The 25,655-nt window shown below is 46.0% G+C and carries 22 protein-coding genes; all 22 read right to left on the bottom strand.

Annotated elements, in window-relative coordinates; genetic code table 11:
* Position 1 precedes the first annotated feature (1 nt).
* The 22 genes from ACLUWI_RS04345 to ACLUWI_RS04240 all read right to left on the bottom strand — a co-directional run bounded on the left by ACLUWI_RS04345 (position 2) and on the right by ACLUWI_RS04240 (position 25,648).
* Positions 2–535, bottom strand: a complete 534-nt coding sequence (locus tag ACLUWI_RS04345; protein ID WP_412146298.1) for a CvpA family protein — start codon at positions 533–535, stop codon at positions 2–4.
* 137 nt (positions 536–672) lie between these two features.
* On the bottom strand, positions 673–990 hold the full coding sequence (locus ACLUWI_RS04340) for a DUF1292 domain-containing protein (RefSeq protein ID WP_006500227.1): 318 nt from the start codon (positions 988–990) through the stop codon (positions 673–675).
* Positions 991–1,011: 21 nt separating this feature from the next.
* On the bottom strand, positions 1,012–1,449 hold the full coding sequence (gene ruvX, locus ACLUWI_RS04335; protein WP_006500228.1) for a Holliday junction resolvase RuvX: 438 nt from the start codon (positions 1,447–1,449) through the stop codon (positions 1,012–1,014).
* Complete coding sequence (locus tag ACLUWI_RS04330; protein ID WP_412146297.1) at positions 1,446–1,709, bottom strand: IreB family regulatory phosphoprotein; 264 nt, start codon at positions 1,707–1,709, stop codon at positions 1,446–1,448. The genes ruvX and ACLUWI_RS04330 overlap by 4 nt, the downstream gene beginning before the upstream one ends.
* Positions 1,710–1,850: 141 nt before the next feature.
* The gene (gene alaS / locus ACLUWI_RS04325) at positions 1,851–4,505 is read right to left on the bottom strand and encodes an alanine--tRNA ligase (protein ID WP_412146296.1); all 2,655 of its coding nucleotides are present in this window, start codon (positions 4,503–4,505) and stop codon (positions 1,851–1,853) included.
* Between the two features lie 262 nt (positions 4,506–4,767).
* Positions 4,768–6,144, bottom strand: coding sequence for a DEAD/DEAH box helicase (locus tag ACLUWI_RS04320; RefSeq protein ID WP_412146295.1), 1,377 nt, complete (start codon positions 6,142–6,144; stop codon positions 4,768–4,770).
* A 23-nt stretch (positions 6,145–6,167) separates the two neighbouring features.
* Positions 6,168–7,112, bottom strand: a complete 945-nt coding sequence (locus tag ACLUWI_RS04315) for a DHH family phosphoesterase (protein ID WP_412146294.1) — start codon at positions 7,110–7,112, stop codon at positions 6,168–6,170.
* Between the two features lie 145 nt (positions 7,113–7,257).
* Complete coding sequence (gene yajC / locus ACLUWI_RS04310; protein ID WP_412146321.1) at positions 7,258–7,689, bottom strand: preprotein translocase subunit YajC; 432 nt, start codon at positions 7,687–7,689, stop codon at positions 7,258–7,260.
* A gap of 160 nt (positions 7,690–7,849) precedes the next feature.
* On the bottom strand, positions 7,850–8,941 hold the full coding sequence (locus tag ACLUWI_RS04305; RefSeq protein ID WP_412146293.1) for a tRNA-guanine transglycosylase: 1,092 nt from the start codon (positions 8,939–8,941) through the stop codon (positions 7,850–7,852).
* Positions 8,942–8,983: 42 nt separating this feature from the next.
* Positions 8,984–9,973 carry a Holliday junction branch migration DNA helicase RuvB gene (ruvB, locus tag ACLUWI_RS04300; protein WP_412146320.1) on the bottom strand — a complete coding sequence of 330 codons (990 nt, stop codon included), beginning with the start codon at positions 9,971–9,973 and terminating at the stop codon, positions 8,984–8,986.
* Positions 9,974–10,010: 37 nt separating this feature from the next.
* On the bottom strand, positions 10,011–10,610 hold the full coding sequence (gene ruvA / locus ACLUWI_RS04295) for a Holliday junction branch migration protein RuvA (protein ID WP_412146292.1): 600 nt from the start codon (positions 10,608–10,610) through the stop codon (positions 10,011–10,013).
* A 58-nt stretch (positions 10,611–10,668) separates the two neighbouring features.
* The gene (mutL, locus tag ACLUWI_RS04290) at positions 10,669–12,645 is read right to left on the bottom strand and encodes a DNA mismatch repair endonuclease MutL (RefSeq protein ID WP_412146291.1); all 1,977 of its coding nucleotides are present in this window, start codon (positions 12,643–12,645) and stop codon (positions 10,669–10,671) included.
* A gap of 11 nt (positions 12,646–12,656) precedes the next feature.
* Positions 12,657–15,305 (bottom strand): DNA mismatch repair protein MutS, encoded by a 2,649-nt coding sequence (gene mutS, locus ACLUWI_RS04285; RefSeq protein WP_412146290.1) that lies wholly within the window; start codon positions 15,303–15,305, stop codon positions 12,657–12,659.
* A 105-nt stretch (positions 15,306–15,410) separates the two neighbouring features.
* Entirely contained in the window at positions 15,411–16,970 is a 1,560-nt protein-coding gene (gene rny, locus ACLUWI_RS04280) for a ribonuclease Y (protein WP_412146289.1), read from the bottom strand.
* Positions 16,971–17,181: 211 nt separating this feature from the next.
* Positions 17,182–18,276: a recombinase RecA gene (gene recA, locus ACLUWI_RS04275; RefSeq protein ID WP_412146288.1), complete on the bottom strand. Its 1,095-nt coding sequence runs from the start codon at positions 18,274–18,276 to the stop codon at positions 17,182–17,184.
* Positions 18,277–18,357: 81 nt separating this feature from the next.
* Positions 18,358–19,623 carry a competence/damage-inducible protein A gene (locus ACLUWI_RS04270; RefSeq protein ID WP_412146287.1) on the bottom strand — a complete coding sequence of 422 codons (1,266 nt, stop codon included), beginning with the start codon at positions 19,621–19,623 and terminating at the stop codon, positions 18,358–18,360.
* A 105-nt stretch (positions 19,624–19,728) separates the two neighbouring features.
* Entirely contained in the window at positions 19,729–20,313 is a 585-nt protein-coding gene (gene pgsA / locus ACLUWI_RS04265; protein WP_412146286.1) for a CDP-diacylglycerol--glycerol-3-phosphate 3-phosphatidyltransferase, read from the bottom strand.
* A gap of 25 nt (positions 20,314–20,338) precedes the next feature.
* Complete coding sequence (locus ACLUWI_RS04260) at positions 20,339–21,355, bottom strand: RodZ domain-containing protein (RefSeq protein WP_412146285.1); 1,017 nt, start codon at positions 21,353–21,355, stop codon at positions 20,339–20,341.
* Positions 21,356–21,443: 88 nt separating this feature from the next.
* The gene (yfmH, locus tag ACLUWI_RS04255) at positions 21,444–22,742 is read right to left on the bottom strand and encodes an EF-P 5-aminopentanol modification-associated protein YfmH (RefSeq protein ID WP_412146284.1); all 1,299 of its coding nucleotides are present in this window, start codon (positions 22,740–22,742) and stop codon (positions 21,444–21,446) included.
* Entirely contained in the window at positions 22,742–23,998 is a 1,257-nt protein-coding gene (yfmF, locus tag ACLUWI_RS04250; protein WP_412146283.1) for an EF-P 5-aminopentanol modification-associated protein YfmF, read from the bottom strand. The genes yfmH and yfmF overlap by 1 nt, the downstream gene beginning before the upstream one ends.
* A gap of 144 nt (positions 23,999–24,142) precedes the next feature.
* Complete coding sequence (locus ACLUWI_RS04245; protein WP_412146282.1) at positions 24,143–24,988, bottom strand: amino acid ABC transporter substrate-binding protein; 846 nt, start codon at positions 24,986–24,988, stop codon at positions 24,143–24,145.
* A gap of 18 nt (positions 24,989–25,006) precedes the next feature.
* Positions 25,007–25,648, bottom strand: a complete 642-nt coding sequence (locus ACLUWI_RS04240; protein ID WP_412146281.1) for an amino acid ABC transporter ATP-binding protein — start codon at positions 25,646–25,648, stop codon at positions 25,007–25,009.
* Between the last annotated feature and the right edge of the window lie 7 nt (positions 25,649–25,655).

Here is a 25,655-nt window from a genome sequence, read left to right as displayed (position 1 = left end):
CCTATCCCAATAGCTGTAGAGCTGCTTTGGCCATCCCCGGCGTATCCTTAATCATCAGCTGAGCAATTCCCGATTGCGCAAGCTGCTCTTGCCACCATTGACCAGGAAACAGCTGAAAAATCATCAAAAACATAAAAATAAGCAAATAGCCGATTAGAACGTCTAAGGCCCCACCAGCCAAACGATTAGCTGAGCCAAGTACAGGAAGACGATTCAGCCAGTTGGTCCTTTTAAGCAGCCAATGTCCTAAAAAAGAAATCGTGCTGAAGATGATCATAAAGGCCAAGCCATTATAGAAAAAAGAAGTTGGATCAATACTGTTCAAGAGACTGCCGCTAACCGATCCGGTAGTACTGCTGCTAATCTGGGGCAGAAGTTCAGCCAACGCTCCGCCTAAAAAGCGTGTCCCTACTTTAGCGACCAGCCAGCTGATCAAATAGGTACAAGTCGAGATCAGCATACCTAATAAGCCACGGTTGGTGCCATTAACCCAGCAGCCAATCAAGAGAACTAAAATTACTGTCGTTAAAATCATTTTCTGTCCTCGTTAATCTATGGCATCAATTCAATCAATAATAAATAAGACCCAGCATCCGGATAAACCGCACGCCAGGTCCTGTTATCTTAACCTGAGCTGGCTAAAAGAACCTCTTTTAGCATCTCCAGGCGGACTTAGGCATTGAAATTGCCTTCATCATCAATAAACGTATTAAGCACTTCTTGAACCATTGCCCATTCTTCATCACTTTCAATCGGCATCAGCTGAATATCGCCACTGTCAACGCCATCCATGTCGCTGGCTGGTTCAAATGAAAAAGCCTCAATATCAACTTCATCGGCATTTTCTTCATCCAATGGGTAAAGACAGATGTACCATTTGCCGTTTTGATCGGACTTAAAGCGCATTGCCTCTTTGTAGAGTTCTTCATTGCCCTTTTCATCGACCAGCGTAAAAATCTCTTCGTTATCGCGTGGTTGGTTTTCGCTCATAAGTAACTCCTTTATCGCTCGTTATAGCTTTTGAACCAGCTTACCATGCCGATCAAGATAATTTTGCAGGATCAGCGTTGCGGCCAGCTCGTCAATTACTTTCTTTTGCTTGCGTCTTGAAATGTCAGCCTGCTCGACCAGCATTCGATGAGCTTCAACCGTAGTCAAGCGCTCATCTTGAAAATCGATTGGCAGGCCAAATTTTTCCACCAGCAGTTCGCCGTAATGATGTGAGGCCTCAACACGTGGGCCCTCGGTATTATTCATATTCTTCGGCAAACCGATCACAAAACCGGCAATCTGCCGACTTTTAACCAGCTCCGCCACCCGATCAAGACCAAACTCGCCGGCTTCCTCATCAATCGGAATGATCTCTACTGCCTGTGCCGTCCAGCCTAGTGGATCGCTTTCAGCAACGCCAACGGTCTTAGAGCCGACATCCAGTCCTAAGAGTCTCATTTGACGTCTCCATTATTCTGCAGATAGAAGCGCACGAGTTCTTCAATGATTTCATCACGCTCATGTTCACGAATCAAGTTGCGGGCATCATTCAAGCGTGGAATATAGGCTGGATCACCAGAAAGCAGATAACCAACGATTTGATTGATTGGATTATAGCCTTTTTCTTCTAAGGCTTGGTATACAGTATTTAAGGTTTCTTTGACATCTTTTGGCTTTTCTTTGCCAAAGTCAAAAAACATGGTCTTGTCACTTGCCATCTTTTCACCCCCGACCTTTCTTTATCAGTATTTAATTCTACTATACCACTTAATAAATCACAATCAGCAAGCTTTTCCTTAATCAACCTTTAATGAAAAAAGACGCAGTGCCGTTTTGACACTCCGTCTTCTAACTAGCAGCTATTTATTCAGATATTCGACTGCCTGCTTTAGTGCGGTTGGAATTCCTTCTGGTTTTTTGCCACCAGCCTGAGCCAGGTTAGGACGGCCACCACCGCCACCATTGATGGCAGGTGCAATCGCCTTGATAACATCGCCAGCCTTGATGTCTTTAGTCTTATCATCACTAACGGCTACCAGCATGTTGGCCTTGCCTTCACTGCCAGTTGCCAAAACCAAAACGTCAGACAGCTGTTTTGACCGCCAACTATCAGCCAACTGCCGCAACTGTCCCATGCCGGCAACATTGACTTGGGCTGCAATCAGCGTTCCCTGCTTGGTATCCTGAACGTTGTCAAAGACCGCATTGGCTTGTTGGGCAGCCAGTTTGGCCTCCAAAGCCTCATTTTGCTTTTGGGTTTCTTTAAGCTGACTTTGCAGTTCTTCGACACGGTGTGGTACTTCTTTAAGCTGTGCAACCTTTAATTCGCCAGCTGTTTGCGTCAGCAGATCGTCATGTTCCTGCATGAACTTGAAGGCATCGCTTGAGGTAACGGCTTCAATCCGCCGTACACCAGCACCAACCCCACCTTCAGAAACAATCTTAAACAATCCGATTTCATTGGTATTCTTAACATGATCACCACCGCAGAATTCGGTGTTGTAGTCGCCAATCTTGACAACCCGAACCTTGTCACCGTACTTGTCGGAGAACAAAGCAATGGCATCCATCTTTTTGGCAGCTTCCAGATCAGTTTCGACCGTTGTGACTGGGATTTCCTTCCAGATTTGTTCATTGACCATATCTTCAACGGCTTTCAAATCTTGATTGGTTACCTGGCCAAAGTGATTAAAGTCAAAGCGCAGATAGTGCTGTTCAACTAAAGAACCGGCCTGTTGCGTATGACCGCCTAAAACGTTGCGCAAAGCTTGATCCAGCAGGTGCGTAGCCGTATGATTCTTTTCAATCTTCAAATGACGCAGCCGATCAACCTTAAGGGCATAGCGGGCACCTTTCTTTAATGGTGATTTCAACTCAACTCGATGCAGATTTTGTTGATTTGGCGCATGCTGAACGTCAACAACGCGTCCAATCAGATTGCCAAAGTTGTCGATAATGTCCCCTGTGTCGGCAACCTGGCCACCCATCTCGGCATAAAATGGCGTAACGTCAAAGATAACCTCGACATCCTTGTCGCCTGGCAATGCCTCTTCAACATGCTGACCAGCTTGAGCCAAACCAATTACCTTGGCATTTTGAACTTCCAGATCGGCATAACCGACATACTTGCTTGGTTCCTTGAATTCAGTCCAAACATCCGTCTGAACGCCCATCCCGTTGTCAATGTCACGAGCTTTGCGGGCCCGATTCTGCTGTTCGGTCATAGCTGCTTCAAAACCGTCTTCATCAACACTGAGACCTTCATCAGCTGCATATTCCTTGGTCAGTTCAATTGGGAAGCCATAGGTATCATAGAGCTTAAAGGCCGTCTTGCCATCAATCTTATTGCTGCCATCTGCCTTGGCCTTTTCAATCACATCGTTTAACAGACTCAAGCCGCCGTTTAACGTCGTGTTGAAACGTTCTTCTTCCGACTTGATAACTGAGGCAATGTAATCGGCGTTTTTTAAGACGTCAGGATAGTATGATTCCATAATCTTACCAACCGTTGGCACCAGCTTGTACAAAAATGGCTTGTCAATCCCCAGCTTCTTACCGGCAACGACCGCACGCCGCAACAGGCGACGAATTACATAACCACGTCCAACGTTTGATGGCAAAGCACCATCACTGATTGCAAACGTGATCGTACGGATATGATCGGCAATGATCTTAAAGAAGACGTCATCATCCTTGTTGTCACTATACTTTTTAACGCCGCTGAATTCTTCGGTCTGCTTGATCAGCGGCATAAAGAGGTCAGTTTCAAAGTTGGTTGGGGCATTTTCAAAAATCGAAACAACCCGTTCCAGTCCCATCCCAGTATCGATGTTTTTATGCGGCAGCGGCTCATAGGTATCCTCTGGCGTGTGGTTGAATTGAGAGAAGACGATATTCCAGATTTCCAGATAGCGCTCATTTTCACCACCTGGGTAGTTTTCTGGATCATCTTCAGGTACATTGTTCATTTCCTGGCCACGGTCATAAAAAATTTCCGTATCGGGACCAGATGGACCTTGACCAATATCCCAAAAGTTGTCTTGGTTGGCCAACAGGTGATCTGCGGCAACTCCGGCTTCCAGCCAGCAGCGGTGAGCATCATTGTCCTTTGGGTAATAAGTAACATACAGCTTTTCAGGATCAAAGCCGAACCATTCGTCACTGGTCAGCAGCTCCCAGGCCCAAGGAATGACTTCTTTTTTAAAGTAGTCGCCAACTGAGAAGTTACCCAGCATTTCAAACATCGTGTGGTGACGCGCCGTTTTACCAACGTTTTCAATATCATTGGTCCGAATACTCTTTTGCGAGCTGGTCATGCGCGGGTTCTTAGGTACAACCTCACCATCAAAATACTTTTTCATCGTAGCAACCCCAGAGTTAATCCAGAGCAGCGTTGGGTCATCAACCGGCACCAAAGAGGCACTTGGCATTTCGGTATGACCGTGTTGAATAAAGAAATCCAGGTACATGCGGCGTACTTGGGCACTATTAAGGTGCTTTAATTCCTTGCTCATGTTATCTTCCTTTCCTGGTAAAAACAAAAACCCATCCTTGCGAATCAGAGACGCCCTTAGACGCGGTACCACTCTGCTTGCAACGATGGATTTCGTTTACCTCTTTAAATTTCCGAATTTCGGAAGTTAATTGTTGAATTGTGAATCTGGGGAGCACTTGATGATGATCGTCGTTTTTCACAGCAGCCAAAACGTTTCTGAAAGCTCACATCAAAAAGCATATCCCAAACAGTCCATATTATAAGCGAGCTGATCCTAAAAATCAACGACCATTATTTTCCCGCTCGCGGCGATGCTGACGCTGACGCTGGCGTTTTGCCTTACGCATTTCATGACGCTTGGCGAGCTTGCGTTTTTCCTGCTCATCTTCTTTGATAGCTCGTTGGATCCGTTTCTTGTAGCCAGGCTTGACCTTCTTCTTAGTCTTCTTGACGAAACCACGCAGCGTCGTATCAAGACTTTCTTTGCGACGATGATAGTTTTTCCGCCGATTGCGATCATAGGTCGTCACAATCTGACCATTCTTAAACGTCTTCGGAGTAAATTTGATGCCACGTTCTTCCAATTTGGCAATCATCTCATCTTCTGCCGGGGCATACAGCGTAATCGCCGTCCCCTTCATATTGGCACGCCCCGTCCGACCAACGCGGTGAACAAAATATTCCAGATCACTTGGGATATCATCATTGATTACCAACGATACGCCATCAATATCAATTCCCCGCGCAGCCAGATCTGTAGCGACGACATATTGATAGTCAAGGTTATGGATCTGGCGCATGATTCGTTTCCGTGCTCTTGGCTCAAGGCCGCCATGAATCAAGGCAACCTTTAAGCCTTGCTGCTGCAAGTAGTTGGTGATTTCCTCAGCTCGTTGGCGCGTATTAGCAAAAACTAGTGCCAAGTATGGATCCCCTAACGTCAAAAGCTGATAGAGCATCTCATTTTTATCGCGACCTTTAGTAGACATCAGCCAATTGTCGACGTTGGGATTGATTACCGTTTCAGTAGGAATCTCTTCAACAACCGGATTTTCCATGTATTTCTTCAAAAACGGCCGCAAACCTTGAGGAATCGTTGCTGAAAAGACCATCATCTGCAAGTCTTCTGGAAAATGGCTGGCAATGCCGTCAACCTGTTCCAAAAAGCCCATGTCAAGCGTCATATCAGCTTCATCAACGACAAAGCGGTGAGCAGTATGAATATCTAAGGCCTGTGAGTTGATCAGATCCAGAATTCTCCCCGGCGTACCAATTACCAGTTGAGGCTGTTTGCGCTGTAGTTGCTCAATCTGATGTTGCTTGTCGGTACCCCCAACGTAATTGTGAATCGTAAACTTTTGTGGTGTAAACTTATTCAGCTGCTTGGCCGCATTATAGATCTGGTAGGCCAGTTCACGACTGGGCGTGGTAATTACGACCTGTACGTTTTGATTTTCAGCGTCCAGTTGCTCAAAAATCGGTAGCAAAAAAGCATGCGTCTTACCGCTCCCGGTTTGGGACTGACCAACCACGCTCTTGTTGGTAAGCACGATTGGAATTACTTTTTCTTGAACTGGGGTCGGCTTAGTAAAATGGAGATCTTTTAAAGCCTCCATTAAAAATGGTTGAAAATGAAAATCAGCAAATGTTTCAGTCATTGAGGTTGGATTTCCTTTCTTGGTCAGGCATTGGCAGCCAACTTATCCAGCTGGCTGACCACTTCTTTGATTTCTTGTTCATCACGAGCCTTGGCACCACTGGCTAATGGGTGACCACCACCTTGATGCTGTTTGGCCAATTCGTTGATAAAAGGACCTTTAGAACGCAGACGAATCCGATAATGGCCGTCTTCTTGCTCAACAAAGATTGCCCATGCCTTGACGCCTTGAATCTTGCCCAACAAAGGCACGACAGCTGAAGTTCCAGCTTCGGTCAAGCCATAGCGCTTTAAGATTGCATCGGTTAAAACCACGTAGGCTGCTCCGCTTTCCAACAGAGTCATGTTTTCATAGACGTATGCCGATAAACGAGCTAAGGGCAGCGTGATCGTATCCTCACGCTGACAGATCGTTGCCGCATCCGCACCGGCAGCCATCAGCTCACCAGCAATACGCATCGTGTTGGGCGTAGTTGCCGGATACAAAAAGCGGCCCGTATCGCCAACGATTCCCGCATACAAAGCATGTGCAGCCTTTTGAGACAGTTTTAATTCGTTTGTGAATCGTTCATAAAATTCATAAATCATTTCTGAACAGCTGGAAGCATCATCTCTAACCCACATCAAATCACCATAAGGCTCGTCATTAGGATGGTGATCGATCTTGATCAGCTCATCGCCATTATTGAATCGGCGATCATCAATGCGAGGAGCGTTGGCCGTATCAGTCACGATTACCAAAGCATCATCATAGACGTCGCCTTCGATTTCATCCATCGTGCCGATCCAATCAAATCCTGGGATGTGTTTGCCAACAACATAGATCTGCTTGTAGGGGAAAGAAGCCTTTAAAATCTCAGCCAAACCAACCTGCGAGCCGATTGCATCGGGATCAGGACGCTGGTGGCGATGAATGATGATTTTGCTGTATTTTTTTATCTGTTCAAGAATTGACGTTAACTCGTCCATTTAACAAAATCCTCCTTGCATATTAAATTGCTATTTTAAAACCATTCACCAGTATATCAGCAATTGACGTTTTTTGCTTGCCCCTTAAACGTAAAAATCCCGATGAGCTGTATGCCCATCAGGATTTTTTAACGTTAGGTTACGATTACTTGTCGGCGTCAGCACTGTCGCTTTCAGCGGGCTTTTGGTCATCAGCAGCTTCAGCAGCTTCACTGGCTGGTGCGGCTTCACTTGCTGGAGCCTGGTCAGCTTCACTGGCCTCACTGGCTGGTTCTGCGCTGGTCGTAGCCTGACTGGCAGGTTGGGCTTCAGCAGCTTGCGTCTTGCTTGGAATTACCCGTGCAATTGCGGAAAGGTCAAAAGTCAAGTAGACGCCTTCACAATCAATCGTTACCGTTTGATCGGTAGTATTGATCTCGTCAATTACCCCATGTAGACGGCTGATCATCACGACCTGATCACCCTTCTTCAAGTGATTTACCATTGATTGATGTTCTTTGCGTTGTTTTTGTTGTGGCCGAATCATAAAGAAATACATGAAGGCGATCATCAAAACGATAATGATGATGCTAGACATTCCAGATCCGGTACTGCTTGCAGCTAAAATTTCCACTGCCGTTCATCCTCTCTTAGTAATTTATAATTATATGCTCAATAAATAACTTTACCAAAAAAGCGGCGCAAATACCACTGGTTCAATCAAAAAGACTGCTAGTTGTCTTGATGAGGCGTTTTTTCTATATCAAACTCTCAAAAGCCGCCGTGATGGGTTGATCATGCATAATTGCCAAACGAACCTGACTTACCAGCTGCTGCAAATACCAAAGATTATGCTGACTAATCAAACGCGAACCAACTGAATCATTCATATGCAGCAAATGCCTCAGATAGGCTCTTGAATATTGATGACAGACCGGACAATGGCAGTCTTTAGCGAGCGGTTGCGGGTCAGCAGCAAAACACGCTTTTTTAATCGGCAGCAACCCTTGGGAAGTTAAAGCCTTGCCATAGCGTCCCCAATGAGTCGGTAAAGAGGTTTCAATCAGATCGATACCGTTTTTAAGCGCGCTGACCAGCTGTGCCGGTGATTGAACGTCAACGATCATCCGCGCCTTATCTGCAGGCAGCAGATTAACGCTCAGCTTCAAGATGCGATCAAATTCCTTATCATTGTCAATATCGCTTAAGCCACCAATTACATAACCGGAAAAATCCATTTTAAGCAAAGCCTCGGCACTCTGTTTTCTTAACTGAGCAAACCCAGCGCCTTGCATCACACCAAACAACGCCGGCGAATCAGCGGTCAGTTTTTGAATAGCCGTGGCTGCCCATGTAGAATTGATCGCCACGGCTTTTTCAACATAGTCATACGATGCATAATAAGATGGCGTTTGGCTGAGCATCAGCATGATATCCGGCTGCAATTCGGTTTGTGATTCAATTACCGTTTGCGGCGTCATCAAGCGAACCGCACCGGTCTTAACGTCATGAAAACGTACGCCGTCTTTAGTCAGATGGTTTTTCTTGACCAACGGCAGATGCCGAAAATCACCTGGCTTGGCAATCACCAGCCCATCCCAAGCCATGAAACGATGCAGACCGCCCAAGTCATGGACTGTTTCGGTTCCAGGATTTTGCGAGATGATGCTTTCATCAATACTGAGCCCCTTGATCTGGGATCGTTTGACTTCAGCCAACGCCAGGTCATGAACCGTTAAGGCCGGTGCAGGAATGATCAGACTTGGCGTCTCAAGAGTCCGTTGGCCAATCGCAAGCTGGGCTGCGCGGGCTGTTCCAGTATGATGCTGCAGTTTAAAATCAAGCTTCAAAACGGTTATCCTTTCCTTTTTCTCTAGTGTACCTGATGAGTCCTAATCACTGGGCAAAGAAACCCCTAAATGCTGGTAAGCAGCCGGCGTTGCAACTCGGCCTCTTGGCGTACGAGCAATGAAGCCAATCTGCAGCAGATATGGCTCATACATCTCCTCAATTGTCCCCATCTCTTCGCCAACGTTGGCCGCAATCGTTTTTAAGCCCACTGGACCGCCATGATAGTAGTCGATCATTGTATGCAGAATACGGCGGTCAATCTCGTCTAAGCCACGCTCATCAACCTGTAGAAGTTTTAATGCCTTGTTAACGGTGGCTGCATCAATAGCATCGCAGCCAGCAACCTGGGCAAAGTCACGCACCCGTTTCAAGAGCCGGTTGGCAATCCGTGGCGTACCTCTTGAACGCATTGCCAGCTCATGGGCGCCAGTTGGTTCAATCGGCATGGCAAAAATCTTGGCCGATCGAAAAATGATCTTTTCCAATTCTGCCTGACTATAATATGCCATGTGCTCAATAATGCCGAAACGATCCCGCAAAGGCGCCGATAAGACTCCCGCTCGGGTCGTTGCGCCAATCAGAGTAAACGGCGGCAGTGGAAAATGAATCGGATGCGCGGTTGGTCCTTCACCAACGACAATATCGATAAAATAGTCTTCCATTGCTGAGTAGAGCATTTCCTCAACCGTTTTCGGCAATCGGTGAATCTCATCGATAAACAAGACATCGCCTGGGTGAAGCTCATTTAGCATCGCAACCAGATCACCCGGCTTTTCAATTGCTGGTCCGCTGGTCGTCTTAATGCCAACGTTCATCTCATGAGCAATCACCATTGCCAGCGTGGTTTTCCCTAATCCCGGCGGTCCGTATAGCAGCACGTGGTCCAGTGCCTCTTCACGACTGCGAGCAGCTTGAATATAGACGGAAAGCTTTCTTTTAATCTGTTCTTGACCAATATAGTCAGCCAGCCACTGTGGCCGTAGACTGGTCTCACCGGCACTTTCCGCCTCGTTTTCAACCTGTGCCGACATCAAGTGCTGATCATCGTCCAAAAAGGTTCCTCCTCTCTTAGCTTAGCAAGCGCAATCCCTGTCGCAGATAATCATCAGTCGACATTGCCGTTTCCTTGCTAAGCGCTTTTTGTACTTTTTTTACCGATCGTTCTGGATAGCCCAGAGCTGTTAAAGCAGCCAAGGCATCCCGCAATTCATTCGTCATCTCTACGTCACTGACCGGCACGTTGAAATCTAGCGGCTCATTGGCATGCAGCTGATCAATCTTGTCATGCAGATCCAAGACGATTTGTCCAGCCGTTTTCTTCCCAATGCCAGGAAATTTGGTTAAGTAGCTGACATTGTCGTTAGCTATCGCATCAATCAAGCCCTGGTGATCCGGATTGGCCAGAATTGCCAAGGCGCTTTTGGGACCGATTCCCGATACGTTGATCAGCTGCATAAAAAGCTGCTTTTCTTCTGCACTGACAAAGCCATACAGGGTAATCGCATCTTCTCTAACGGCTTGATATACATAAACCTTGACCTGATCGCTGGGATTGACCTGCCAACGAAATGGATTGGCACAGGCCAGCCGATAGCCTACGCCATTGACGTCGATTACGATGTAGGTTGGCGCCGTATCAACGATTGCCCCAGTAAGATATTCAAACAATTTTTATTCCTCACTTTTTAACTGTTGTCGTCCATTATACCACACAAATGTTCGCCATCTAGAATGAATGAGCATCAAAATCGCGCGAATAGGCTTGGTGATGATCCTGAATTCGTTTAAAAAGCTTCTCTAGATCTGTATCAGTAAAGCGAATCGTGACTGGACGGCCATGTGGACAATTAAACGGATTTTGACACTGGGCCAGCTTTTTCAACAGTGCCTTAGCCTGCTGATTATCCAAATGATGATTAGCCTTGATTGCACGCTTGCAGCTCATCATCATTGCCGTTTTCAAACGAAAATGCGCCACGCTCAGCTCAGCATCGCTCAATACCCAATCAATCATTTCTTTGGCTGTTGCCTCTTCTTGTCCTTCAACAAACCAAGTAGGATGCTCCGAAAGAACAAAACTATTCTGTCCAAACGGTTCCAGATTCAGGCCGACCCCTTTAAGAACTTCTAGATGCTCACTGATTTTTAACGTCTCGGCAGTGGAAAAGCTTAAGACCAAAGGAGTCAAAAATGCCTGCTGATCATGACCAACCTCACCGATCTCATGCCGAAAGCGCTCAAAATTGATTCGTTCCTGTGCGGCATGCTGATCAATCAGATATAATCCATCTGAAGCCTGGGCCAGTAAAAAGGTGCCATGATACTGAGCCAGATACTGCAAATCAGGGAAGCGCTGGTTTTCCTGATCGCCTGCATCATCAATATCTAACGCCATCTCTTCAGTCTTTGCATCGGCTTCAGTTTGATGGCTGGTTAAAATCGGCTGATCAAACGGTGGTGCCTGTGTCTCATTTTGATAGCGCTGATCAAAAGCAGCCAATGCAGGCCGTGTTAGATCCTGCCGCTCTTTGATGACTACTGGCGCAGCAGCTTGGCGCTCATCATCCTCAGCTGCAGCAAGAGTCGGCGGCGTGGCTTGAGTTGGTGCTTTTTCATCAGTTGTCTGATAAGCAGGCACAGCTTCAGCAAACTGCGCCGATTGAGCTTCTTGATTGCCTTTTAGCTGCTGTGCCTGTAAGCCAGCATCCGGGATCAGATTCTGATTGGCCAGGCTATGATAGACAGCCTGTTCCAAAAGACTCGCCAATTGATCTTCTTTGCTTAAGCGGACCTCACGTTTGGCTGGATGCACATTGACATCAACCAAGACCGGATCCAGATCAATATTAATAACGGCAAGCGGAAACCGTCCTACCATCAGTTTTGACTGATAACCGGCAATAATCGCCTTGGTCAACGCATAGCTGCGCACATAGCGATGGTTGATCGTCAGTGTGATATGACTTCTTTGGGCACGCGTTAATTCTGGTCGTGAGATATAGCCAGAAATTCTAAAATCGGGATTTTCCCCTTGGACTGGAATCATCTCGCGCCCAACGTTAACGCCATCGATAGCGGCAATGACCTGTTGCAATCTGCCATTGCCTGCTGAGCGAAACATTTCTCGCCCGTCATGAGTAAACGAGATTGCAACATCAGGATTAGCCAAAGCCAAACGATTGACGATATCAACCAGATGACTCAGCTCGGTTTTAGGTGACTTCAAATACTTTAGCCGCGCCGGGGTATTATAAAACAGTTCCGTTACCAAAATATCCGTTCCTTGCCGCGCAATTGCCGGTTTAAGCGATTTCTCCTCGCCACCGCGAATATGATAGGCCGTCCCTTCTTGACCCTTAATTGCCGTTGTCATGATTACATCAGCAACTGAGGCGATACTGGGCAGCGCTTCACCACGAAAGCCCATCGTCTGGACGCGAAACAGATCGCGTGCCGATTCAATCTTACTGGTTGCATGCCGCTTAAAGGCCATTGGCACGTCGCTTCTGGCAATTCCGTCGCCATCATCGATTACGCGAATACTGCCCAACCCAGCCTCAGTTACTACTACGTCAATCCGATGACTGTGTGCGTCCAAAGCATTTTCGACCAATTCTTTTACGATTGATGAGGGACGTTCAATTACCTCGCCAGCCGCAATCTGATTGGCCAAAACGCTGCTTAGTTGATGAATTTTTCCCATGAATGCTCAGCTCACTTTTGTTTTGCCAGTTTTGTCTGCCATTCGTAGACCTGGTTCATGATTTCCATTGGCGTCATTCCCATTAAATTTAGATTCTTAAGCTGTCTGATCACTTTTGCTTCTGGGCCTGATACGGATTTAACAGCTTTTGGTGCTGGGGTAAACAGTTCCAGCTGTCCATCTGGCTCAGCGGCAAGTGGAGCTGACTCATCAGCATTTGGTGCCGCAACTGACGATGGAACAGTTGATGCAGCCTTTTTTTCAGTTGGCGCGGTTAATTTGATCTCATCTTGACTTTCGAGCTGACTGAGAATCTGAGCAGCCCGTTTCAACAGATCTGCCGGCATCCCTGCTAGTTTGGCAACATGAATCCCATACGACTTATCAGCCGGACCATCCTCAATTTTATGCAAAAAGACGAGCTCGCCGTTTTCTTCAGTTGCTCCGACATGAACGTTATGCAGGTGCTTAAGATCACGTTCCAAGGCAGTCAGCTCATGATAGTGCGTGGAAAACAGCGTCTTGGCTCCGACATGATCATGAACGTACTCAATAATTGCCTGCGCCAGCGCCATGCCATCATAGGTTGCCGTGCCTCGTCCAATCTCATCAAATAAGATCAGGCTGTTGCCCGTAGCATGCTGCAGCGCATTATTAGCTTCCATCATCTCGACCATAAACGTACTTTCGCCAGCAATCAAGTCATCAGCAGCACCAATTCGCGTAAAAATCTGATCAAATATCGGCAGGTTCGCTTGATCTGCCGGTACAAAACAGCCCATCTGCGCCATAACTGCTGTTAGAGCCAGTTGTCGCATGTAGGTACTTTTACCTGACATGTTAGGGCCTGTGATTAATAGAATCGATGTCTGTGGATCCATCAAAACGTCATTTGGGACGTACTTCTGATAGCCCATTACCTTTTCAACCACCGGATGCCGGCCGTTTTTGATTTCTAGACGGTGCTCTTGGTTCATTTTTGGCCGTACAAAATGATAATCTTCGCTGACCACTGCAAAACTCTGCAAGACATCCAGCTCCGATAATGCTTTAGCCAGTGCCTGCAGCCGATCGATTGCCTGCTTGACGGTTTCACGTACGCCTACAAACAGGTCGTATTCTAAAGCAGTTGATTTTTCCTGCGCGCCTAAAATCAAGGCTTCCTTGGCTTTTAGTTCTGGCGTGCTGAAACGCTCAGCATTCGTCAGTGTCTGCTTGCGTTCATAGCGATCGGTCGGCAACTTGCTTAGATTGGCCTTGGTAACTTCAATATAGTAGCCAAAAACATGATTATAGCCAATCTTAAGGTTGTTGATGCCGGTTGCTTCTCGTTCCTTGGCCTGCAGCTGTGCAATCCACTGCTTGCCATTATTCATCGCATCACGATACTGATCAAGCTGGTCGTTGTATCCTGTCTTGATCACGCCGCCGTCAGTAACCGAGATTGGCGGTTCTTCGGCAATCGAGCGTTCAATCAGGTCTGCGATATCGGACAAAGGATCCAGTTTGGCTGCCAGATCATCAAAAACCGGTGCGTCAAGCGTTTCTAAAATATACTTGATTTTTGGTACCTGCAGAAGTGACGTCTTTAGCTGAATCAGATCGCGACCGTTTACGCTGCCATACGCAACTCGACCGGCCAGACGCTCCAGATCGTATACTTGAGTTAGTTCCTGTTGCAGATTGCTTCTTTCAAAATAATTGTCCAGCAGCACCTGAACTTTATCCTGACGCTGGGCAATCTGTTCAGTATCAATCAAAGGACGATCCAACCAGCGCTTTAGCAGCCGACTGCCCATTGCCGTTTTCGTTTCATCCAAAAGCCATACCAACGTTCCTTGACGTTTGCCGCTACGCATATTGGTCGTTAATTCCAGATTGGTCTTGGAATAATGATCAATTTTCATATAGGAGCTTGGCTGATAAGAGATCGCCTTTTGCAGATGGTCAAGCGAGCGTTTCTGCGTCGTCAGCAAGTATGATACAAGCCGCGCCACCACCTGTTTTTCGCCAGGTCGTTCAAGGTCTTGTGTCAGGTAGCTGACTTCGGCATTTTTTAAAATTTCAGACTGTTTGGACAGTAAAATGTTGCGTTTCGTCAGCTGCTGTTTTACTTCAGCAGACAGCGAGTCATCAGCAACGATTTCTTTAGTCTGCAGGTTGATCAATTCATTTAATGCCGCGCTTTTTCCTTTCAGAGTGGTAGTTTTTAATTCACCGGTTGCCAGGTCAGCATAGGCCAGCTCGAAAGTCTGCCCTTGCTGATTCAAAGCGGCCAAATAGTTGTTATTGCGAGCAGCATCCCCGCTTTGGTCCATCTGTGTTCCTGGGGTAATCAGGCGCGTAACGGCACGTTTAACCATTCCCTTGGCTTTTTTCGGATCTTCCATCTGTTCGCAGATAGCAACCTTGTATCCCTTATCAATCAGAATGTCGACATAACCATCAACCGCCTTATGTGGAACACCGCACATTGGAATTGGGTTGGCAGCACTATGGTTGCGCGTCGTCAGCGTCAATTCAAGAATCTGGGCACCTTTGACGGCATCGTCATTAAACAGCTCATAAAAATCGCCCAATCGATAGAACAAAAAAGCATCTGGATATTGGTCTTTAACTTGTTGATATTGTGCCATCATTGGCGTAAGCTTTTTAGCCAAAAAATTTCACCTGCTCCATTTTTATTAATTTCTTTATTTTACATGACTTTGAATCAAAAACGCAAAACAGGGACTGAAGAACCGCTTCTCCAATCCCTATTTTTACTATTTAGCATAATCAACGGCGCGTACTTCGCGAATAACCGTAACCTTGATATGGCCAGGATATTCGAGCTGCCCTTCGATTTCTCGCTTAATATCATGTGCCAAAGCAGTGGCCTGCAAGTCCGTAATCTTGTCTGGCTTGACAATGACGCGAACTTCCCGCCCAGCTTGAATAGCATAGCTGTGATCAACACCTGGATTACGGTTGGCAATCTCTTCTAGTTTTTTAAGCCGTTGAATATATTGTTCAAGCGACTCGCTTCTAGCACCTGGACGCGCACCTGAAACTGCATCAGCAGCCTGAACCAATACGGCAATGATTGATTCAGCCGGCACATCACCATGATGAGATGCGATCGTATTAATCACAACTGGATTTTCTTTGTACTTGCGAGTCAGCTCAACCCCCAATTCGACATGTGAGCCATCAACCTCATGATCGACGGCTTTGCCGATATCATGTAATAAACCAGCGCGTTTCGCTAGGGTAACGTCTTCGCCAAGCTCAGCAGCCATAATGCCTGCCAGCTTGGCAACCTCAATTGAATGGTCCAAAACATTTTGGCCATAGCTGGTCCGATATTTCATCCGGCCAATCGTTTTGATCAGATCGGGATGCATCGCGTGCAGTCCCAAATCAAATACGGTCTGTTCACCAGTCTCACGCAGCTGAGTATCCATATCTCGGCGAGCTTTTTCAACTGCTTCTTCGATCTTGGCAGGATGAATTCGACCATCTTGGATTAAGCGTTCCAAAGCCATTTTAGCAATTTCACGCCGCACCGGATCAAAACCACTCAAAACGACCGCTTGTGGCGTGTCGTCGATAATCAGATCAATTCCGGTTAAAGTTTCCAAAGTTCGAATGTTGCGTCCCTCACGCCCAATAATTCGACCTTTCATATCGTCATTGGGCAGGGCGACAACGGAAACGGTCGCTTCTGAAACCGTATCGGCCGCGCTGCGTTGAATTGCTTCAACAATCAGCTGTTTAGCCTTTCTGTCAGCTGCCAGTTCAGCAGTCTGCTCACTTTCGCGGATCATAACCTCGCGTTCCGTCTTCAATTCATTCTGGAGCTGTTTTAACAACAGTTCTTTGGCATCTTCATGCGACATCTGAGCTACTTTTTCCAGTTCAGCCTGACGCTGTTCAATCAATTGCGTTACTTGTTGTTGACTTTTTTGAATCTGCTCGTTCCGTTGATCCAATTTATGTTCGCGGGAACTGACTGCATTTTCTCTTTTTTCAAGGGCGTTATCCTTGCGATCAAGTGTGGTTTCACGCTGCAGCATCCGGTCTTCTTGACGCTGAACCTCATCGCGACGCTTTTTGAGCTCCTGTTCCACACTTTCCCGATATCTGTGACTTTCTTCTTTGGCCTCCAAAATGGCCTCTTTTTTAGCCGTCGCAGCATCTTTTTTCGCAGCAGCGATAATCCCCTCGGCGCTATTGTGCGCCTGTGCAATCTGTTTCTCATAAGAGAATTTTCGAATTACATAGCCGACAATAATACCGACAACCATAGCGAGCGCGGCGATAAACAAGCCGAAAGCACTCATCGTTTCACCTCCGCATCAACTATTTTATGTTGTTGGTTGAATTAACAATTAATTAATAGTGAACAAACGAAAATTTGCACACAAATTAATTTTAATCGTGCTTATTAATAGTGTCAACAATTCATGTTAAACAAATCTTAACATAGCTTTCAAGATTTCTTTATTAAGTAATAAAACCCAAATCCGGCTAAACGGATTTGAGTCTTACTGGCTATTTATCGTTATTTTCGGTTGCCACATCCAGACTTTCCTGCTGTGGTTTCTTTTTCTTATCAGCGGTTTTTTCGTCCCCGGTATTTTCGGTTAATGAAGCATCTGGTTCCATGCCATAAGCTACTCGTACCTTGTTGGTCAGTTCAGCCATTGCTTCTTGGTGCTCTTCCAACCATTTTTTGGCATTTTCACGACCTTGACCAATTCGTTCACTGCCATATGCATACCAAGCACCACTCTTTTTAACCAGATCTTTTTCAACGGCCATATCCAAGACTTCACCAGTCTTCGAGATTCCTTGACCATACATGATGTCGACTTCAGCTTTTCTGAATGGCGGTGCAACCTTATTTTTTACGACCTTAATCTTGGCTCGATTACCAATAACCTCAGTTCCGTCTTTTAACTGTTCGCCACGTCGGATTTCCATCCGGATTGTGGAATAGAACTTCAGTGCCCGACCACCAGGCGTTGTTTCTGGATTGCCAAACATTACCCCGACTTTTTCACGAATCTGGTTGATAAAGATGGCAATCGTCTTGGTTTTGTTGATCTCGCCGGACAGTTTACGCAGTGCCTGCGACATTAAACGGGCTTGCAGACCAACATGCGTGTCACCCATTTCACCTTCAATTTCAGCACGAGGAACCAGGGCCGCAACCGAATCCACAATGACGATGTCAACTGCGCCGCTGGCAATCAAAGCATCCGCAATTTCCAGACCTTCTTCACCAGTATCTGGCTGTGAAAGCAACAGATCCTTGACGTTAACGCCTAAAGCTTGTGCATATTGAGGATCCAATGCATTTTCAGCATCAATGTAAGCTGCCGTTCCACCACGTTTTTGCACTTCAGCAACTGCATGCAATGCTACTGTCGTCTTACCGGAACTTTCTGGACCATACATTTCAATAATTCGCCCACGCGGATATCCGCCTACCCCTAGTGCTTCATCAATCGCCAGTGAACCACTGGAAACCGTTGCAATTTTGGTATCGGCGGCATCGCCCATTCGCATAATGGAGCCTTTGCCGAAGTTTTTTTCGATTTTACGCAGTGCATTTTCCAGCGCTGCCTGTCGTTGATCAGCCAAAATTTTTCCTCCTTAATGTCCGAAGTTGTCTGTAACTATCTTATCAGTAATTGAGGGTAAAAGACAAGCAAAAAGTGAACGTTAGTTCGTTTTATTTTGTAGTGCCCAATAAGTAAACAAAAGTCCCATTTGAACGCTGCGCTGTCGAATCCATTGCCGCGTTGCCATCTTTCGTGAAAGATGCAATTGTTTGGTCTGCGTTGGCTGATCTTTGATTGCAATTCCAATCCAAACCGTCCCTGCCGGCTGTCCTTCCAAATCATCCGGACCCGCTACACCAGTAAATGAAATGCCAACCTCGGCTCCCATCTTCTTTTGACATCCTTCAGCCATTGCCCTGGCCGTCTGCGCACTGACGACGCCATATCGATCAACCACGGCTTGGGGCACATCCAGCAGCTGAACCTTAGCCTGAGCTGCATATGTTACAAAGCCACCATTGAAAACTTTGGACGCTCCTGGAACGCTACAGATCATACTTTGAAACATACCACCCGTCAGACTTTCAGCACCAGTAATCGTCCAATGACGTTCCTGCAGCAGCTTAACAACCTGGCCAGCCAGCGTAATATCCTCGCCAATTCCAAAACAGTATTGCCCTACATGCTTAACGACAGCTCGTTTTGCCTCATCCAGCCTTTGAATGGCCTGAGCCCGTGTTACGTCACGAATCGTCAACCGTACTTGAATCTCGCCAGGCTGAACGTAGGAGGTCGCCAAAACATCATCTAAGCCAGCATTATTCAACGACTGCTCAATCTCATCCATCAACTGCGATTCTGGCAATCCTAAAAAATGCAGATTATGACTATAAATAGCTTTGCCATTGCTAAACTGCTGTCTTAAAAGCGGTAATAGGCTCTGAATTACCATTGGCTTGAATTCACGCGGTGGCCCTGGCAAAACGACATAGGTATGTTCTTGGTGATTTAAATAAGCACCGATCGCCATCCCAGTAGGATTGGACAGCACCTGACCGCCTTTTAGATAATATGCCATTTTAATATTTTCCGGCATCATTTTAGTCTTTCTGGCTATAAAATCAGCCTGAATCTTTTGCCACTGCTCATTATCTAAGGCTAATTCAACCCCGATTGCAGCTGCCGTACTGGCCATCGTTTGATCATCAGGCGTTGGCCCTAAACCGCCGCAGATAAAAATCAGCTGCGCGCGTTTTTGTGCCAGTTTAATCGCTGCTTGAATGTGCTTGGGATCATCATCCGTCGTCGTCTGCCAATGTGCATCAATATCCAGCTGACGCAACTGATCAGCTAAAAAACGTGCATTGGTATTGACGATTTGTCCCAATATGATTTCAGTTCCAATTGAGATAATTTCTGCTTCCATAAGCAACCCCCTCAATTTAATATATGCCGATTATCGGCTTTGGCATTAAAAAAAAGCAAGTTTTAAAGTCCAGTGACTCTGAAAACCTGCTTTGTTTAAGCAATCCTATTTAAAACCATCCGCGAAAACGCCGCGTCCCTTAACGAAGTAATCGATTCCTGAGTAGACCGTAAAGAACAGGCAGATATACAGCATAATCTGGCCAAATGGAATATTCCAGATGGCAAAGATCACGTTATGCAGCAACAAGAAGATAATCGCAATAAACTGTGTCGTTGTCTTAATCTTACCCGGCATCTTAGCCGCCAGCACTGTCCCATTTTGCTCTACCAGTAACAATCGCAGCCCAGTTACCGAAAGCTCACGCCAAATAATAATGGCAGTTACCCAAGAAGGTACGACGCCTTGACCAGTCAGCACGATAAAGGCCGTCATTACCAACAGCTTGTCTGCTAATGGATCAGCAAACTTACCAAAATTGGTTACCAAATGATCACGACGAGCAATCCGTCCATCCAGATTATCCGTAATCGTTGCCGCAATAAACAAGATCGCAGCAATCAGCTCGGCAACAGGCATCGTGGCACCCCAAAACGTCACATTGCCCCAGCCAAATGGCACAACCATTAGAATCAAGAAAAACGGAATAATAATCAGCCTTACGATGGTTAGTTTATTTGGTAAATTCAACGAAACTTCCCCCTATTCAAATAAGTTAACGCGTACTAGCTGCTGTCGTCGGTGTTGACGATGAAACTCCAGTCGTCGTACTTGAACCAGTCGTTGAAGAAGTACTTTGTGACGCACTATTCGTCGCAACTGATGAAGAAGAGGCTGATGAAACCGATGACGATTGCGTGGTGTTGCCGAGTTTAATCGTTACCGTCCGCGTGTTTGGATAAGCCTTGTTCTGCGTCAAATCAACGGTGGTGTTGCCAAGTTTGACTGTAGTAGCACTGGCATTGCCAAGCGTTAAGACGATCGTTTGCGCATTCTTGGCAATATTGATTTTTTCTGTTTGGTTGGCACTCATTGTCTTGCTTAAACGCTGTGAGTTATCAACCGTTACAGCATTCCAGGCTTGTCCAGAAGTCTTGATCGTCAAGGTCGTGTCTTTGGTTAAGGCATCACCGGTAAACGTAACCGCACTGCTGGTCCGCGTTGAAGCCGTCAGTTTGATGTTGCTGGACGTCTTCTTTGAACTGGATGACGACTTCTTTTTGCTTGAGCTGGAAGACTTCTTGCTTGATTCACCTGAAACCTTAACCGAACTGTTGTCAATCTTGGTCGAAGAATCACGATGACCTCTAACGATTGCAGTCAGCCAAATTGCCGCCAGAACAATAACGACGATAACAATCGCAATCACCGTTGGCAGATACTTTCTGGCATCGTTAACCTTAGTAAGCTTGCGTTTGGAAGTTGCCCGCGTCTCAACTGCTTGAGCAATATGTTCTGAATATTCATCAGTCTTGGCTTTCGGCAGATCGTCATCGTATTCTTTTAACAGATCCTTGCCGTCCAGACCAACCGTATCAGCATACTGCTTGACGAATGCCCGTACATAGAAATCACCAGGCAGTTCATCAAACTTTTCGTCTTCGATGGCAATCAAGTAGCGTTTTTGAATCTTGGTCGCCTGCTGCAGGTCGTCTAGGGTATATCCCTTGGCTACCCGAGCATCGTGAAGCTTTTTACCAACTTCTGGTCGTTTTTCTTCGTTTTCACTCATACCTAATCCTCATTCTTTTAAATTTTAAATTAGTCCATAACCTAAGATAGTATAGCATACTATCGCGACGACAAATTTTAAGAAACACTTATTTCGTTGGTGGTACGATCTGATAGACCGAGAGCCGCTCTGGTTTGATGAATTGATCAATGACAATTGCCAGCTCATCATAATCAATACCGCGCAAAATCTCAATTTCATCCAGCAGCGTTGCATGATCAAAATAGCAGCCGCCGTACAGCATTGCGATATTTTCCGGCGAGTCCAGCTGGTTGATCAAGCGGCCCAGCATCGCATGCTTCACGTCTTCAAACTGATTTTTAACTGCTGCCAGCTGTTCAGGTGCCTCTTTTAGAATCTGAATCATGGCATCGGCAAACTGCTCCATTTGAACAGTATCCGTACTGAAGGTCGCCAAATGAAAACCGCGTTGAATCTCAAAATTATAATTAAAAGAATCGTCTATAACCCCAGCATCATACAAACGCAAAAAGTTGGCCGACGTCTCATCAAACAGCATTGCCAGCAAAAGATTGATCCGCCACTTATAAAGCAGCCGTTCTCTACCATCTTTAAAGCTTTGAATGCCGCGCAATCCGACCATTACCTTAGGCCGCTCAACTGCCATTGTCAATGTGCGAAACGGAATGACGTCGCTGGCGGTTGAATCGCTGATTACCGCGGTTCGCTTAGGCAGCTTGGGCTCATCAAAATGCTTGGCAGCCTGATTTTGCTCAACCCACTCTAAAACCTGCTCAACATCAAGTCGTCCAGCAATAAACAGATTCATATTGGCTGGTTGATAAAAAGTGCGATAGGCATCATAAAGAATCGGTGCCGTAATCTTTTGAATCGATTCCTGGGTACCGGCAATGTCAATATGCATTGGATCGTTTGGATACAAGTTGCCCAACATCCCAAGATATAAGCGCCAGCTGGGATCATCATTATACATGGTGATTTCTTGACCAATGATTCCCTTTTCTTTATCGACGGTTTGTTCAGTAAAATATGGATCCTGGACAAAATCCAGCAATACATCCAGGTTTTCGTGGAGATGAGAAGTCGTTGAAAACAGGTAGCGCGTCTGCGTAAAACTGGTAAAAGCATTGGCATCGGCCCCCAGCTTACCAAACAAGTCAAACGCGTCATGATCGGCCTTTTCAAACATCTTATGCTCTAAGAAATGGGCCACGCCATCAGGAACCGTCAGCAGCTCATCTTTTTGATAAGGCACGAATACATTATCAATCGAGCCAAATTCAGTCGACAAAACAGCATAGGTCTTATGAAAGCCTTCCATTGGCAGCATCGTTACCAAAAGGCCATTGTCCAGCTGTTTTTGATACACGTTTTGATTGAATTCTGAATATTTGAATTGCTGCATTATTCTTCACCATCCAAAAAATAGACTGCCTGCAGCTGAAGCTTTTTAGCCAAATCGGCAACCTGCTCTTTGGTCACTTGCTGCAGTGATTCAATGACGTTTTCCGCTGGCCGTCGATTGCTCATACAGTCAACCAGCCAATGTTCAACAATGCCGCCAGGAGCATCCAGCCCGGTCTGATATTGGTTGATCAAGGCATCCTTGACTTCCTGCATGACCGTTTCACTAAAATCACCCTGCTGAACCGCTTTGACCTGAGCCTCAATCAATTGTCTCGTCTGGTGATAGTTTTTAGCATCGATCCCCGTCTGAATTGCCAGATGACTGCTGAATAAACGCAGCTGACTGGATGCATAATAGGCCAGGCTGGCTTTTTCCCGCACGTTGGCAAACAACTTGGAATATGGCGTGCCACCTAAGATTCCATTCATCACTAACGCAGCATAGTAGTTTTCATCACGATAGAAAACCGGAAAATGATAAGCCAGATTCAGCTTGGCCTGATTAACATCTTGGCGTTCACTCAGCTCTCGAACGCGATGATGAAATGGTTGACGATAGTAGATATCTTTAGGCAGTGGCGACTGACGCGGTGACAACGGCCACTGTCTGAAAAGATCAAGCACGGTCTGTGGATCCACATTACCATAGACAAAAATGTCGATCTGATCATGAGTCAACATGGCATAATAAGTCTCAACCAAAGATGCCGGCGTTATCTTGTCCAAATCTTCTAATCGACCATAGCTGGGAATCCGCATCAAAGAGCTTTGATCATAATAAAGGCGGTCTAATTGCCAAGCAGCGTAGTATTGCTTGTTTTCCTTAATGGAAGCCAGCTCATTGGCAACGTTTTGCCGCTGGGTCTTAAAAGTTGCTACATCAAAGGAACCATTCGTTATTAAAGGCCGAAAGATCATCTGATACAAAATATCCACCAGACTGGCAAAAATACCTGGCTGAGCAAAACGATCATCAACTGCCTCAGCGCGTACCCGCAGCGTATGTGCATAGCCGATCCGACTGACGCTGGCACTGGCATCGGCACCATATAGATGATTCAAGGCCTTAGCAAATGCTGTCTGCGTTGGATATGCTGCCGTACTGGTTTCTAAAAGATTGGCCAACAGATTGCGCGATGCTGAATTATCTGCCGTCTGTGGCGTTGCAAAGTTGATTAGAATTCGATTAACATGAAACCGCGACGTTGGCTCAACATGTAATCTAACGCCCGGCTGCAGATTAAAATCCACCATATTACCCTCATTTCCAAAATTAATTAATGATTTTTATTGCCATAGTTCATTCTTACTGATAGATACAATATTCCATATTACTTGATTCGCCCACAAATTACAAACGAGGGCCCGTCAAGCCGCGCCCTCGTTAGTTAATTGATTTTATTTTTTTACCGGCCCCAGATAATTGCTGCTGACGCCAAACCACTTCTTATTGATTCGCCGGAGCTCACCATTTTTCTGAAGTCTAGCCAATCCGTCGTTAATCTTCTTTTGCAGAGTCTTGTCACCCTTACGCATCCCGACGGCAAAATAGTCTTGCGGCATCTGCGGATCTGAGTAGACTCGATAGGCCGAGCTGTCTTTTTGGTGCTTGATGTAATAGTCCGCATAGACCTCATCCATTAAAATGCCCTGAATTCGCCCCGCGTTCAAATCGATAAACGCATCAGGGAAAGTATCATAGAGCACGGCCTTGTGATTTTTGATCTTATTTTTTAACAGTTTAGGATACTCGTCTAAAGCCATTGCTCCCGTTGAGCCATTTTGAACGCCTAGACTCTTCCCCGCCATATCGTTGAAATTATTGATGTGATCTTTTTTCTTGGTAACCAGCACTTGTTTGTTAAGCAGGTAAACACGACTGAAGGCAACTTTTTTAGCTCGTTGCGAAGTTACTGAATATCCGTTCCATAACAAATCAATAGTACCATTTTTTAATTCGGTTTCTTTCATTGACCAATCAATCGTTTGAAAATCAACTTTAATACCATACTGTTTAAAGACTGCTTTAGCTAGGTCAATGTCATAGCCAACTAGCTTGCCGTTCTTTTCCCTAAAACCCATTGGCACAAAACTGTCATCAAGGCCAATGACAACTTTACCGCGCCGCTGAATCTGCTGCCAGGTGTCTTGCGTATCGGCACGCTGGGTAACGTTTTGACAGCCGCTCAGCAGCATGACTGGTAAGGCTAGCAGCAAAAGCAGCCAATATTTGAACTTCTTCAATTTTCTGGCCCCCCGTTATTACTGTTGATCCAAAGCCTTAACCTGCAGAATATCGTCAGCAACTTTTTGAGCAAAATCCATATCGTGCGTAACTACCAGCTGCGTCATGCCATCTTTTTTCAGTCCCATAATCAGCTTGGCAACTTCATCACGCAAATTAGGGTCAAGTGCTGAGGTTGGTTCATCATAACAAAGAATCTTAGGTTTCATCGCCAGTGCCCGCGCAATTGCCACACGCTGTTTTTGACCACCAGAAAGCTGATATGGATACAAATCGCCTTTGCCATCCAGCCCCAACTCCTTTAACAGCTTTTCAGCTTCTTGATGAGCCTCGGTTTTGGCTCTTTTTAAAACCAGCATTGGTGCCAAGGTAACATTTTCAAGAACCGTTAGATTAGGGAAAAGGTTAAAATCTTGGAAAACAACCCCAATCACGCTGTCGGAGCGTTCAGTCCCTTGTGGATCAAAAGGACGGCCATCAATTAAAAACTTACCGCTATCAGCCGTTTCCAATCCTGTAATGCAACGCAAGAGTGTCGTTTTACCAGCTCCAGACGGACCAACGATGCATAAAATCTCACCGTCTTTAACCGTTAAGTTGACGCCATCCAAAATCTGACGACCACCAAAACTCTTTTTTAGTTCTTGTACTTCCAGCATCTTCATG

This window comes from Limosilactobacillus mucosae, from assembly GCF_046939755.1.
In the GTDB taxonomy this organism is placed as follows: domain Bacteria; phylum Bacillota; class Bacilli; order Lactobacillales; family Lactobacillaceae; genus Limosilactobacillus; species Limosilactobacillus mucosae_A.
Note: the sequence above shows the minus strand (reverse complement) of the source record. Positions and strands in the feature narration are given on the sequence as shown.